The sequence below is a fragment of the Pseudomonas sp. Pmew2 genome, from assembly GCF_058129885.1.
The window spans coordinates 3,996,628-4,010,633 of sequence record NZ_CM176702.1 but is presented as its reverse complement, the minus strand read 5'-3'; the positions used below and the strand labels follow the sequence as shown (position 1 = coordinate 4,010,633).

12 protein-coding genes are annotated in these 14,006 nt (G+C 56.8%); all 12 read left to right on the top strand.

The window, feature by feature from the left end; genetic code table 11:
* Position 1: 1 nt before the first annotated feature.
* The 12 genes from AC4ANK_RS18325 (at position 2) to fliE (ending at position 14,002) form a co-directional block, all read left to right on the top strand.
* The gene (locus tag AC4ANK_RS18325; RefSeq protein ID WP_460384829.1) at positions 2-2,908 is read left to right on the top strand and encodes a glycosyltransferase; all 2,907 of its coding nucleotides are present in this window, start codon (positions 2-4) and stop codon (positions 2,906-2,908) included.
* 285 nt (positions 2,909-3,193) lie between these two features.
* The gene (locus AC4ANK_RS18320) at positions 3,194-4,120 is read left to right on the top strand and encodes a ketoacyl-ACP synthase III (protein WP_002554302.1); all 927 of its coding nucleotides are present in this window, start codon (positions 3,194-3,196) and stop codon (positions 4,118-4,120) included.
* Positions 4,121-4,245: 125 nt separating this feature from the next.
* A complete protein-coding gene (locus AC4ANK_RS18315) occupies positions 4,246-4,995 on the top strand; it encodes an IS5 family transposase (protein WP_460382697.1) in 750 nt (249 codons plus the stop codon).
* A gap of 312 nt (positions 4,996-5,307) precedes the next feature.
* A complete protein-coding gene (locus tag AC4ANK_RS18310) occupies positions 5,308-6,156 on the top strand; it encodes a flagellin domain-containing protein (protein WP_002554301.1) in 849 nt (282 codons plus the stop codon).
* A gap of 72 nt (positions 6,157-6,228) precedes the next feature.
* A complete protein-coding gene (locus tag AC4ANK_RS18305) occupies positions 6,229-6,621 on the top strand; it encodes a flagellar protein FlaG (RefSeq protein WP_002554300.1) in 393 nt (130 codons plus the stop codon).
* Positions 6,622-6,704: 83 nt separating this feature from the next.
* Complete coding sequence (gene fliD / locus AC4ANK_RS18300; protein ID WP_002554299.1) at positions 6,705-8,183, top strand: flagellar filament capping protein FliD; 1,479 nt, start codon at positions 6,705-6,707, stop codon at positions 8,181-8,183.
* A 125-nt stretch (positions 8,184-8,308) separates the two neighbouring features.
* Positions 8,309-8,707: a flagellar export chaperone FliS gene (gene fliS, locus AC4ANK_RS18295; RefSeq protein WP_002554298.1), complete on the top strand. Its 399-nt coding sequence runs from the start codon at positions 8,309-8,311 to the stop codon at positions 8,705-8,707.
* A 26-nt stretch (positions 8,708-8,733) separates the two neighbouring features.
* Positions 8,734-9,030, top strand: coding sequence for a flagellar protein FliT (gene fliT, locus AC4ANK_RS18290; RefSeq protein ID WP_002554297.1), 297 nt, complete (start codon positions 8,734-8,736; stop codon positions 9,028-9,030).
* A gap of 177 nt (positions 9,031-9,207) precedes the next feature.
* Positions 9,208-10,683 (top strand): transcriptional regulator FleQ, encoded by a 1,476-nt coding sequence (fleQ, locus tag AC4ANK_RS18285; RefSeq protein ID WP_002554296.1) that lies wholly within the window; start codon positions 9,208-9,210, stop codon positions 10,681-10,683.
* A 123-nt stretch (positions 10,684-10,806) separates the two neighbouring features.
* The gene (locus AC4ANK_RS18280) at positions 10,807-12,021 is read left to right on the top strand and encodes a sensor histidine kinase (RefSeq protein WP_002554295.1); all 1,215 of its coding nucleotides are present in this window, start codon (positions 10,807-10,809) and stop codon (positions 12,019-12,021) included.
* Positions 12,021-13,430, top strand: a complete 1,410-nt coding sequence (locus AC4ANK_RS18275) for a sigma-54-dependent transcriptional regulator (protein ID WP_002554294.1) — start codon at positions 12,021-12,023, stop codon at positions 13,428-13,430. Before AC4ANK_RS18280 ends, AC4ANK_RS18275 begins: the two co-directional genes overlap by 1 nt.
* A 242-nt stretch (positions 13,431-13,672) precedes the next feature.
* On the top strand, positions 13,673-14,002 hold the full coding sequence (gene fliE / locus AC4ANK_RS18270; RefSeq protein ID WP_002554293.1) for a flagellar hook-basal body complex protein FliE: 330 nt from the start codon (positions 13,673-13,675) through the stop codon (positions 14,000-14,002).
* The last annotated feature ends 4 nt before the right edge of the window (positions 14,003-14,006 follow it).

Genomic DNA, 14,006 nt, shown 5'->3' with positions numbered 1-14,006 from the left:
CATGCAAAGCCATTCTGGAAATGAAACCACCCCGTTGAGCCAGCGTTTGACCCTGCTGTTGCTCGCCGAGAATCAGCCGGATTTCCTGCGTCGTGCGCTGAAGTACTACGGCAGTTATCCGTGCAATGTGATTGTGGTCGATGCCTCGCCTGCGCCCGACGCGCAGTTTGCGGAGCGTGCCGGGCTGCAGTACATCCACAACGCCGCCCTCAGTGAAACCGGGCTCAGCGCCAGAATTGCAGAAGGCCTCAAGCAGGTGTCCACGCCCTTTGTGGTGTACGCGCAGGTCGACAGTTTCCTGCTGCCTGACGCACTGACCGAGGCCGTGAGTTTCCTTGAAAGCAACGAGCGTTACGGTGCTTGCCAGGGCTATAGCCTGGGTTACCAGGCTTACGTCGATCACGTAGATTATTTCCGCCGCGACCGCAAGGTTCATGAGGACTACGCGTCTGATCAGGCCGACGAGCGGCTTCTGAGTTTCATGGGTCAGAGCGTGTCACTGCTCAACGCCGTGACCCGGACCGGGCTGGCGCGTCAGTGGTTCACGTCAGTGCCTGAGGGCACCGAGCTGCACTGGCAGGAAATCGGCCATATGGCCTTTCTGGTTGCGGCTGCTGCCTTGCGCATCCTGCCCATTCCCTATGCGTTGCACGTCAACGCCGGCAAGGAGGCAGAGCATCGCTATGGCGCTGCCATTGCATGCGCAGTCAAGCATATCGACCCCAAGGCCAAAGCCGAGCGCGAAACGCTTGCGCGCCTGATTGTTTCGTCGCTCGGCAATAGCCGCGATCTGCAAGGTGAGCAGGGCGAGCATGCTGTACTGGCCGGCCTGGCAGCCATGGCTGAATGCCTCGAAACCCAGCCGTATCAGGGCGGCGAAAAAATCATCAGTTCAGCGTGGAACGTTGCCCTGACGCAGGCAGATGCGCAGTTCGAGCCTCGCCAGTTCGTTGAACTGCCGTTCTACAACCAGCCGTTGTTCGACGAACTGGCGCAAATCGAGTTTCTGATCCATCTCTTGCCGGCAGGGCAGGTGCAGATGGAAGGGCTGGAGTCCGTGCTGGTGAAGCAGGCCGAGCTGTTGCGCGTACAGAGCAATCCGGACGCCGAGTCGCTTTTGAGCCGTCTGTGGCAAGCCTATGCACACTACTCCTTCAGTCACAGCGTCGTGCAACGTCTGGCCGATGAGTTGGGCAAGTCCGAGGACGAGGACGACATCGAGCGCGCCGAGCGCATCGTTGCCTGGGGCCAGCGTCTGCAGGCTGATTCCGCTTTCGATAACAGTCAGCTGTTGCGTGGCATGCCTTCCGGCAAGTTGCTCGACTGGCTCGATGCGCGTGATCCGGCACCGGCACAACTGAAAAAGCTCACCACGCAGCTGACGCGTCGGCCAGCAGGTTCGCAAATCGGTATTTTGCTGCTTGATCTGGACGCCGACGTGTTCAAGCTGCAGGCAACCTTCGACAGCCTTATCAACAGCCATTATCGAGCGTTCAAGGTCGTGGTATTCACCACCGGTGATCTGCCGACAACCACCAGCCTGAACGACACACTGCACTTCGTCAAAGTCACCGAAAGCAACTATGTCGACAAGATCAATCAGGTCGTCAAACAGGCTTCCAGCGACTGGCTGATGCTGGCGCAGGCGGGTGAAGAGTTCACCCGCAGCGGTCTGCTGCTGGCCAGCGCCGAGCTGATTGACGCCGGGCAGTGCCGAGCCGTTGCTGTGGATGAAATTCACCGTCAAGCCAACGGCACCCTGGCGCCGTTGTTCCGTCCGGGCTTCAACCTCGATCTGCTGCAAAGTGTGCCGACGCTGGCCGCTCGGCACTGGCTGATTCGCCGCGAACTGCTGGTCGAGGCGGGCGGCTATTCGCGAGAGTTTCCCAAGGCGCTGGAATTCGACCTGCTGCTGCGCCTGATCGAGCAAGGCGGCATGAGCGGTCTGGCGCATTTGAGCGAGCCGGTACTGATCTGCGATGCCCCCGAGCTTGAAGAGAATCAGGACGAACAAAAGGCGCTGACGCGTCATCTAGGGCAGCGGGGTTATCAGGCTGAGGTCAGCTCGGCGTTGCCCGGCACCTACAAGATCGATTATCGCCATGCCCATCGGCCGGTGGTCTCGATTCTGCTCCACAGTCAGGACAATCTGCCGGAACTGCAACGTTGCCTGCACAGTATCCTGCAACGCACCCGCTATCAGCGCTATGAAGTGTTGATCGGTGATAACGCCAGCACCTCTGCCGAATTATCGACGTGGCTTGATCAGCAGCAACAGCTGTCCAGCCGGGTACGCGTATTCCGCGCCGAGCAGCGTGTCAGCACGGCCGCCTTGCGCAATCTGGTCAGCCAGGAAGCCAGGGGCGAGTACCTGATTCTGCTGGATGCCGAAAGCCAGATCGTCAATGTCGGCTGGATCGAGTCGCTGCTCAACCAGGCACAACGTCCGGAAGTGGGCGTGGTCGGGGTCCGTCTGGTTGATCGTGAAGGAACCATTACTCAGGCAGGTCTTGTTCTGGGACTTAATGGCGGTGTCGGTTCCGGTTTCGTTGGCGAGCCAAAGACGTCGCGCGGTTATATGCAGCGGCTGGTGGTCGAGCAGAACTACTCCGCGGTGTCATCGGCCTGCCTGATGATTGCCAAAGCGTTGTACGACTCACTGGGCGGGCTGGACGAAGAGGCTTTTGCCGAGTCTCTGGGCGATGTCGACCTGTGCCTGAAGGCGGCGCAGGCGGGCTATCTGACGGTCTGGACCCCGCATGTTCAGGTGGTGCATTCAGGCGTGGTAAATGCTCCCGAACCAGCGCTTGGCGCGCTGGCCGGAAAGTGGGCGGCGCATTTTGCCCAGGACGAAGCCTATAACGCCAATCTCGATCTCGACGGCAAGGGGTTCACACTGGTGGTTTAAGCTGCATGCATCACGCGATCCGGCTGTTTTACGGCCGGATCGTCGCCCTCCTGCTGCGGCAGCATTTTGTTTTTTCCCTCCGCCAATAATCGCAAAGCGTGCAAACCGGCGTGACCTGCGGGTCATAACGTGCATCTTCACTGTATTGTGTTACAGGGAGCGACACGCGCCTGGCTTGCTTTCACACGCCTTGCGCCCTGAAAATGTCTGCAATCACCCTTATTCGGTAGCGCCCTGATTCTTATCGGGACGAAAAATGACCTGTTTACTCATCGGGAAGCCATGATGATTGGCATTAAAAGCATAGCGAGTTACGTGCCCACTGCTGGCGTGGATAACTACGCTCAAGGTGCCAGTTTCGGCAAGGATGAAGATTTCATCCTCGGGAAAATCGGTTCCACGTTCCTGCCGCGTAAAGACGCTGGCCAGGAAACCTCGGACCTGTGCGTTGAAGCGGCCAATACCCTGTTTGCCAACAACCCGCAGCTCAAGCGCGAAAGTATTGACGTTTTGATCGTCGTCACCCAGAACGGTGACGAAGAGGGGCTGCCGCATACCGCAGCCATCGTTCAGGACAAGCTGGGTCTGTCGACCAATGTCGCTGCGTTCGACATTTCACTGGGCTGTTCCGGCTATGTCTATGGCATCTACGCGATCAAGGGGTTCATGGAGGCAGCAGGGCTCAAAAACGGCCTGCTTATAACCGCTGACCCGTATTCGAAAATCGTCGACCCGCAGGACCGCAACACCACCATGTTGTTTGGCGATGCAGCCACAGCAACCTGGATGGGCGAGGACGCTGCCTGGCAACTGGGCAAGGCAAAATTCGGCACCGATGGTTCGGGTGCGCCGCACTTGAAGGTCAGCAACGGCGTGTTTTTCATGAACGGTCGTCAGGTGTTCAATTTTGCGCTGCTGAAAGTACCGGCGCACCTGCACGAACTGTTGGGAGAGTCAGACCTGACGCCTGACGATATCGATGCATTCTGCATTCATCAGGGCAGCGCTGCTATTGTCGATGCCGTGGCACGCCGCTTTGAAGACAAACCCGAGAAATTTCTCAAGGACATGGTTGAAACGGGTAACACCGTGTCGTCGAGCATTCCATTGCTGATTGAAAAGCACGTACTCAACTCTTCGTGGCATCGAGTAGCACTGAGCGGTTTTGGCGTGGGGCTTTCCTGGGGTTCTGCGATTATCTATAAAGCCTGAATCGCCGCAGGCTAAAAACAGCGCCCGTGACTAGGGTCTGTTCCCGTTTCGACGTAACCCATTGATCTCTATGAGAACAGGCCCGTATTGTTGGAGTTCTCACACAACACCAATACGAGCCTGCAATGCCCCGATTAATGCTCAGTGATGAGCACTGGCCGAAGCTTCGAGAAATTTTGCTGCACGAATCGATCTACAACAAGCGAGATTTGCGCACCACGGTTGAAGGCATGCTGTACCGCATGCGTGTGGGTTGCCCTTGGCGAGACCTGCCGAAAGCGTTTGGAAACTGGAGCAAGGTCTACAAGCGGTTCAATGCCTGGTCTGCTTCAGGCAAGTGGGTCAAGGTGCTTGAGGTGCTGATGACCGATCCTGACATGGAGTGGGTTTTCATTGATGGCAGTTATGTAAAGGCTCATCAGCACAGTGCAGGTGCTGCCAGCACGCAGGACCAGGCCATCGGAAAAAGCCGAGCCGGTAACACCAGCAAGATTCACCTGGCTGTAGACGCTTGTGGGCTGCCCATTGCATTTGACGTGACCGGAGGCCAGACCAATGATTGTTCGCAGGCGGCCTCGTTGATTGCCAAGATGCCCAATGCAGAAGTGATCATTGCGGACAAGGGCTACGACACTGAAGCGATACGCGCTCAGGTCGAGCAGCAAGGCAGCAAAGTGGTGATTCCACGAAAGCGCAATTCTCTGAAAGGGAACGCAGATCTGGACAAAGGGTTATATCGCAATCGACATCTCGTAGAAAACGCCTTTGCCCGGTTGAAGCATTTCCGGGCGGCGGCTTCTCGGTTCGACAAACTCAAGAGAAACTATGAAAGCGTCATAGCAATGGCCTGCGCTTTTCTGTGGCTGCCAATGTGAAACGGGAACAGACCCTAGTTCACCGGGCGCTTTTTTTTGAATAATCGATTCTGGTCACATTTTTGAACTTCTACAGTGGCCTGCTCCTTCTGGAACGTGAAGTTCAGACAACGGGTTTTCTCGCGTCATGTTGGTTTGGTTTCGTCTCAAACCCTTGTTTTATAAGGGGTACAGGCATGATGGCAAAATATTCAAAAAAAACACTCAAGCAACCTGCCATCGCGACGATAACTATTACGAAGGTTCTCTAGGCACACCCGGCGCTTGCAGGGGCCGGAAGCCACGTAGTACCAAACCAACGAGGAATTCATCATGGCTTTAACAGTAAACACCAACGTAGCATCGTTGAACGTCCAGAAGAACCTGGGTCGCGCTTCCGACGCACTTTCGACCTCGATGACTCGTCTGTCTTCCGGTCTGAAAATCAACAGCGCCAAAGATGACGCTGCCGGCCTGCAAATCGCTACCAAGATCACTTCGCAGATCCGTGGTCAGACAATGGCGATCAAAAACGCCAACGACGGTATGTCTCTGGCGCAGACCGCTGAAGGCGCACTGCAAGAGTCGACCAACATTCTGCAGCGTATGCGTGAACTGGCTGTTCAGTCGCGAAACGACAGCAACAGCTCGACTGACCGTGACGCGCTGAACAAAGAATTCACCGCGATGAGTTCCGAGCTGACCCGTATCGCTCAAAGTACCAACCTGAACGGCAAGAACCTGCTCGACGGTTCCGCCAGCACCATGACTTTCCAGGTCGGCTCCAACTCTGGCGCTTCGAACCAGATCACTCTGACTCTGAGCGCAAGCTTCGACGCCAACACCCTGGGTGTCGGTTCTGCTGTGACCATCGCTGGTTCCGATAGCACCACTGCAGAGACCAACTTCTCTGCCGCTATCGCCGCCATCGACTCGGCTCTGCAGACCATCAACTCCACCCGTGCTGACCTCGGTGCTGCACAAAACCGTCTGACCAGCACCATCTCCAACCTGCAGAACATCAACGAAAACGCCAGTGCTGCACTGGGTCGCGTACAAGATACCGACTTCGCTGCTGAAACTGCACAGCTGACCAAGCAACAGACCCTGCAACAGGCTTCCACCTCTGTTCTGGCTCAGGCTAACCAGCTGCCATCCGCTGTACTGAAACTGCTTCAGTAATAGCGACATGAGTTTTAGCGGGGGAGTGCGTAATAGCGCTCTCTCGCTTTTTTACTTTCGGAGGTGATGGTTATGGATATGAGTGTAAAGCTGAACGTTTCTTATCCGGCCGCCCAACCGGCGAGTCAGGCTCCAGTGCCGGACAAGTCTGTTGACAAGCCTGCCGATACGCCGTCAGTCGAGCGTGTTGCCGCCACAGCGGAAAGTAAAGGCTCAGATCTGCACAAGGATGACTCCCACGACGAGGCGAAAGTCAAAGCCGCGGCAGAAGACATCCAGAAATTTTTTCATTCGGTGAAGCGCAATCTCGAGTTTTCGATCGATGAAGCTTCTGGCAAAGTGATCGTCAAGGTCATTGCCAGTGACTCGGGTGAAGTGGTAAGACAAATTCCCAATGCAGAAATCCTGAAGCTGGCCGATAGCCTGAGTGATGCGAACAGTTTGTTGTTCCGCGCCAAGGCCTGATTGTCAGTACGGTATTTGTTGCCGTTTTGCGAGACCTGTGAAAAGGCGGTAAAACCGGTGACATTCTTGAAGGGAGAAGCAAAATGGCTAGTCCAATTACATCTACAACAGGCCTGGGTTCGGGTCTGGCAATCACGTCCATTGTCGAAGGTCTGGTGGGCGCAGAGAAAGCGCCCAAGCAAAACCAGATCGACAAGCAGACCGCCGCGACAACCGCATCGCTGTCGGGTGTGAGTCAGCTGACGTCGGCACTGGCTGCGTTCCAGAAAACTCTTGATACTCTGGGCAGTTCCACGACGCCTGCGTTTCAGGGCTTTGCTGCGACATCTGCCAACGAAGCAGTGGTAAAGGCAACTGCTGGCAATACGGCCGTCAACGGTACTTACGCGATCGGTGTCACCCAGCTGGCAACGCCTTCAAAGGTGGCCACAGCCGCGCTGAATTCCACGCAGGCGAGTGCTATTCCGAGTGGTACCCTGAAAATCACTCAGAATGGCACTGACTACGATGTCAAGATTGACAGTACTTCGACGTTGCAGGAAGTGCGCGACAAGATCAACTCGTCGCTGCAGGGTAAAGGCATTACTGCCAACATCATCAACGATGACAATGGTGCCCGTCTCGTTTTCAGTTCTACCACCACCGGCAAGGGCAGTGACATTTCGGTCGTGGGTGCTTCCGGTCAGGAAGCGCTGAATATCGATGGCACCAAGCTGATGAGCGATACCAGTACGGGGACCGATGCCAACGGCAAGGCGATTCCCGGTGCTGGCGCGATTACTGCGACCGCCAAGGACGCTGCTTTCACTGTTGACGGCCTGAGCCTGACCAGTAAGACGAATACAATCAGTACCGCGATTTCCGGGCTGACGTTCGATCTGGTCGCGCCAAGTGCTGCTGGAGCAACCACTACCGTCACGGTGGCGACCAATACCGATGGGTTGAAGGCGTCGCTGCAGTCCTTTGTGGACTCCTACAACACGCTGGCCACTTTGGTGACTTCCCTGACCAAGGGCTCGATCAGCGACAAGGGTGTTTACACGGCGGCCGCCCTTACTGGTGATGCTACGCCGCGCGCGCTGTTGGCGACTATCCGTGATCAGCTGGCGAGTGCCTCTTCAAGTGCCGGCCTTAGTGCTCTTTCGCAGTTGGGCATCAAGACCGAGCAGTCCAACGGTACGCTGTCACTGGACACTGCTACATTCACAGCAGCGCTGAACGATAAAAAACTGGGCAGTCAGATTCAGACGATGTTCACTGGTACGGGTGCAACAAATGCCGACGGTACGGTTGATGGCGGCCTGGTTTCGCGTATGACCAAGGCGCTTCTGCCCTACACAAAGTCTGACGGTGTTCTGGCAAGCAAGACGAGCAGTCTCAATAAAATACAGACCCGTATTGCCAGCGATCAGGACGCTCTTGATCGTCGTATTGCCAGCTTGACGACCAGTCTGACCAGTAAATACAACGCCATGGACCTGGTGGTCGGGCAGCTCAAGGCGACCGCTACCAGTATCACTTCGATCTTCGAAGCGATGAACGCGCAGAAAAACGCTTCTTAAATTCGTTTTACAGAAGTACCCAGAACCCGACTCCGTGTCGGGTTTCTGCTTTTGGGCTAAAGTTTCTGCGCCATGCGTCGATAGCTTGAGTATCAGTATTATGGATTTGCGACGAGGTCCCCTTTATGAATCCGATGTTAGCGTTGCGGCAGTATCAGAAGATCGGCTCCCAGGCTCAGACCTCGGAAGCCAGTCCTCACCGTCTGGTTCAAATGTTGATGGAGGGTGGCCTCGACCGTATCGCTCAAGCCAAGGGTGCCATGGCACGCAAGGACGTCGCCAGCAAAGGCGTGTTCATCAGCAAGGCTATCGGTATTGTAGGTGGTCTGCGTGAAGGGCTTGACCTGGACAACGCCCCCAGCGAAGCGCTGGTCAGGCAGGACAGCCTTTATCACTACATGATGACGCGTTTGGCCGAAGCCAACGCACGCAACGATCAGAAGATGCTCGACGAGGTTGCCGGGCTGCTGATTACCGTCAAGGAAGGCTGGGACGCTATCGGTACCGCACAAGCACAACAATAAGTTGCTGCCCTGAGGAGAACAACAAGATGAGTGCTGCGCTCAAGCGTATCGAGGAAACCCGGGAAGCCCTGGTGGGGGCGCTTGCCGAACGCGACTGGGAGGCTATCGTCAAACTTGACCTGGCGTGTCGCGAATGTGTCGATGCGGTGGTCAGCGAAGCACCTGCTGACGAGCCGGCTCTGCGCAGCAATCTCGAGGAGTTGTTGGGGGTCTACAGGCAACTGATTGATGTTGCAACCGGGGAGCGTCAAGCAGTCGTCGATGAAATGACTCAAATCCAGAATGCGAAGAACGCGACGAAGGTATACCATCTGTTCGGTTAATGTTTAATTGTCATTTTTATTGTTCGACAAGAATTTCGCCATAAATTTGACTGTGTTCGTTTTTTTGACTTAACTAGTGATGTTTACTATTTTCTGGCGTCTCAAGGTTTGTACAGCTGAGATGCCAAGCTGCCCCCCAATCATGGGCATTGAGTTGACTAGGGAAGTTGCTATTGCATGTGGCGTGAAATCAAGATTCTGCTAATCGATGACGATAGCCAGCGCCGCCGGGATCTGGCGGTTATCCTGAATTTTCTTGGCGAAGAAAATCTCTCCTGTTCCAGCCAGGACTGGCAGCAGGTGGTCGGCTCTCTGGCGTCTCCGCGAGAAGTCCTTTGCGTGCTGGTCGGTAGCGTAAGTGCTCCGGGCAGCCTTCAAGGGCTTCTTAAGACCATCGCAGCATGGGATGAGTTCCTTCCTGTGCTGCTTATGAGTGAAAATTCTTCTGTCGAGTTGCCGGAGGATCTGCGCAGGCGGGTTCTTTCCGCGCTTGAGATGCCGCCCAGCTACAGCAAGCTGCTCGACTCCCTGCATCGTGCCCAGGTCTATCGCGAGATGTACGACCAGGCCCGCGAGCGTGGACGTCATCGTGAGCCGAACCTGTTCCGCAGTCTGGTGGGGACCAGTCGCGCGATTCAGCATGTTCGGCAAATGATGCAGCAGGTCGCCGACACTGATGCCAGCGTGTTGATTCTCGGTGAGTCGGGGACCGGCAAGGAAGTGGTAGCGCGCAACCTGCACTATCACTCCAAACGCCGCGATGCGCCGTTTGTGCCGGTCAACTGCGGTGCCATTCCGGCCGAGCTGCTCGAAAGCGAGTTGTTCGGGCATGAGAAAGGCGCGTTTACCGGGGCAATCACCAGTCGTGCCGGCCGTTTCGAGCTTGCCAACGGCGGTACGCTGTTCCTCGATGAAATTGGTGACATGCCGCTGCCCATGCAGGTCAAGTTGCTGCGCGTGTTGCAGGAGCGCACTTTCGAGCGCGTGGGCAGCAACAAGACGCAGAGCATCGACGTGCGCATTATTGCCGCGACGCACAAGAATCTCGAAAACATGATCGAGCTTGGCAGCTTCCGCGAAGACCTTTATTACCGTCTCAATGTGTTCCCCATCGAGATGGCACCGTTGCGCGAGCGTGTCGAAGACATTCCGCTGTTGATGAACGAACTGATTTCGCGCATGGAGCACGAAAAGCGCGGCTCGATTCGTTTCAACTCCGCCGCCATCATGTCGCTGTGTCGTCATGCCTGGCCGGGCAACGTTCGCGAGCTGGCCAACCTGGTCGAGCGCATGGCGATCATGCACCCGTACGGCGTGATCGGCGTGGCCGAGCTGCCGAAGAAATTCCGCTATGTCGACGACGAAGACGAGCAGATGGTCGACAGCATGCGCAGCGATATCGAAGAGCGCGTTGCCATCAACAGCAACACGCCGAACTTCGCGTCGGGCGCAATGCTGCCGCCTGAAGGTCTGGATCTGAAGGACTATCTGGGTGGCCTGGAGCAGGGCCTGATTCAGCAGGCGCTCGACGATGCCAACGGCATTGTTGCCCGCGCTGCAGAGCGTTTGCGGATTCGTCGCACTACGCTGGTCGAGAAGATGCGCAAGTACGGTATGAGCCGTCGTGAAGGTGATGAACAGGCAGATGATTGACGCCTGTCTGTGGCGCCAAAAATCAAGCCCCTGAATTTTCAGGGGTTTTTTTTTTGGCACGAGGATTGCAAAGTCCCTCTCAACACACCGTTTACTGACGGTTCGCCACGAGAGAGATGAACTATGTCCCAGGCCGCCCAACTGACTTCCGCCCTATCTGCTCAGGCTCAATACTCCCCGGAGCTGGAAAGTCGTCAGGGGCTTGAGCAGGCGTTCTCGCTGTTCAATCAAATGTCGGCGCAATTGACCGACTCCTATGGTCTGCTCGAAGCGCGTGTCACTGAACTCAAGGGCGAACTGGCCCACGCCGGTGCTCAGCGTCTACAAGAGCTGGCGGAAAAGGAGCGGCTGGCCAACCGCCTGCAAAACCTGCTTGATCTGCTTCCCGGTGGCGTAATCGTTATTGATGGCATGGGCGTGGTGCGCGAAGCCAATCCTGCGGCAATCGATCTGCTGGGCCAGCCCTTGCTGGGCATGCTCTGGCGTCACGTCATCAGTCGGTGTTTTGCCCCGCGTGAAGACGATGGCCACGAAGTCTCGCTCAAGGACGGCCGCAGGCTTTCCATTGCAACCCGCTCGCTGGACGCTGAACCCGGGCAGTTGGTGCTGCTTAATGATCTGACCGAAACCCGCCGTCTCCAGGAACAGCTGGCGCGTCACGAGCGGCTGTCATCGCTGGGTCGGATGGTCGCTTCTCTGGCGCATCAGATTCGTACACCGTTGTCGGCCGCGATGATCTACGCCAGTCATCTGACCGAGCAGGAATTGCCGGTGGAAACCCAGCAGCGCTTTGCCGCACGGCTCAAGGATCGTCTGCATGAGCTCGAGCATCAGGTTCGCGACATGCTGGTGTTTGCCCGTGGCGAGTTGCCGCTGACGGATCGCCTGACGCCCGTTGCCTTGTTTCAGGCTTTGCAAAACGCTGCGGTCACCCATGTGCAGGGCGTACCGGTGCGTTGGCAGTGCGACAGTATTGAAGGCGAGTTGCTGTGCAATCGCGACACGTTGGTCGGTTCGTTGCTCAACCTGATTGAAAACGCCATCCAGGCCAGTGCTGGCCGGACACTGCTGAAAGTTCATGTGTACAGCCGCGGCAATGTGTTGCGCATATGCTTCAGCGATAATGGCAGTGGTATGGACAAGGCTGCGCTGGCGCGTATCGGCGAGCCGTTTTTCACCACCAAGACCACCGGCACCGGGCTTGGTCTGGCTGTGGTGACGGCGGTGTCGCGTGCGCATCAGGGCGGTGTGCATTATCTGTCGCGGGTCGGTCGTGGCACCTGTGCAATTGTCAGCCTGCCATTGATTCCGGCTTCCGGCTCGATGGGTAACAACTGATGTCGATCAACGTGCTGTTGGTCGAGGACGACCGTTCGCTGCGCGAGGCACTTGGGGAAACCCTGGAATTGGCTGGCTATGGATACCAGGCGGTCGGCTCTGCTGAAGAGGCGTTGGTCGCAGCCGAGGCGCAACCGTTCAGTCTGGTGATCAGCGACGTCAACATGCCGGGCATGGACGGTCATCAGTTGCTGAGCCTGTTGCGCAGTCGGCATCCGCAACTGCCGGTATTGCTGATGACCGCTCACGGTGCCGTTGATCGCGCGGTCGATGCAATGCGTCAGGGCGCGGCCGATTATCTGGTCAAGCCTTTCGAGCCCAAGGCCCTGATTGCATTGGTTGCACGACATGCACTGGGTCGTCTGGAGCCTGCCGAGCGCGACGGGCCGATTGCTGTTGAACCCGCCAGTATCCAGTTATTGAACCTGGCCAGCCGTGTGGCGAAGAGCGACTCCACTGTGCTCATCTCCGGTGAGTCCGGCACAGGCAAGGAAGTGCTGGCGCGTTTCATTCATCAAAATTCTCCGCGTGCCGATAAGCCTTTTATTGCGATCAACTGCGCTGCGATTCCGGACAATATGCTGGAAGCGACGCTGTTCGGTCATGAAAAGGGCTCGTTTACCGGCGCCATTGCCGCGCAGGCCGGCAAGTTCGAGCAGGCTGACGGCGGGACAATCCTGCTTGACGAGATTTCCGAAATGCCACTGGGGCTGCAGGCCAAACTGTTGCGTGTGTTGCAGGAGCGGGAAGTCGAGCGCGTGGGTGCGCGCAAGCCGATCATTCTGGATATTCGCGTTGTGGCTACTACCAACCGCGATCTGGCAGGGGAAGTGGCGGCGGGGCGCTTTCGCGAAGATCTGTTTTATCGCCTGTCGGTATTTCCACTGGCCTGGCAGGCGCTGCGTCAAAGGACTGCCGATATTCTGCCACTGGCCGAGCGGCTTCTGGCCAAGCACGTCAATAAAATGAAGCACGCGCCGGTTCGTCTTTCTGCCGAGGCGCAGCAGTGTCTGGTCAACTACCCCTGGCCTGGCAATGTGCGTGAGCTGGATAACGCCGTGCAGCGAGCCTTGATTCTGCAGCAGGGCGGGGTGATACAGGCGCAGGATTTCTGTCTCTCCGGGCCGGTGACAAGTCTTCCAGCCGCTGCCGTGGTGGAGGCTGTGCCGTCTTTGCCTGTCACATCCTCGCCTGATAATGCAGGTGGCAATGCGGAGTCTGTCGGTGCACTGGGTGATGACCTCAGGCGTCGCGAGTTTCAGATGATTATTGACACGCTGCGTGCGGAGCGCGGTCGTCGCAAGGAGGCCGCCGAGCGCTTGGGTATCAGCCCGCGTACCTTGCGTTACAAGCTGGCGCAGATGCGCGATGCCGGGATGGATGTGGAAGCCTATCTGTTCGCTACCTGAACCGGTGGCGCTGATCGGTGGTTGTGATCGCCGGTCAGTGAATATCGTATAAACGGCGCAAGCCGGAAATATCCGGATACCCCCATGAATACGGGAGGTCTGGAGTGATTTGATGTCGGGCAACATGGCATTCCCATTTGGTGTGGCAAATAGCCGCCATCTAGCTGGCACCGTTGTTGCTATGTCTTCTGTACCCGCTGAATCAGTGTCAAAAATTTGCGGGCCTTACGAGAGAAACGTCCATGAGCCAAGGTGTTGAATTTAATCGCTTGATGTTGGATATGCGGGCCATGCAGATGGATGCGATGTCTGCACCCAAGCCCGTGTCCGGCGCGCAGGAAGCCGGCGCCAGCAGCTTTGCCGACATGCTTGGCCAGGCCGTCAACAAGGTCGCGCAGACCCAGCAGGCCTCCAGCCAGTTGGCCAATGCATTTGAAATCGGCAAGAGCGGCGTGGATCTGACCGACGTCATGATTTCGTCGCAGAAAGCCAGCGTGTCTTTTCAGGCGTTGACCCAGGTGCGTAACAAGCTGGTTCAAGCTTATCAAGACATCATGCAGATGCCGGTTTAAGGGA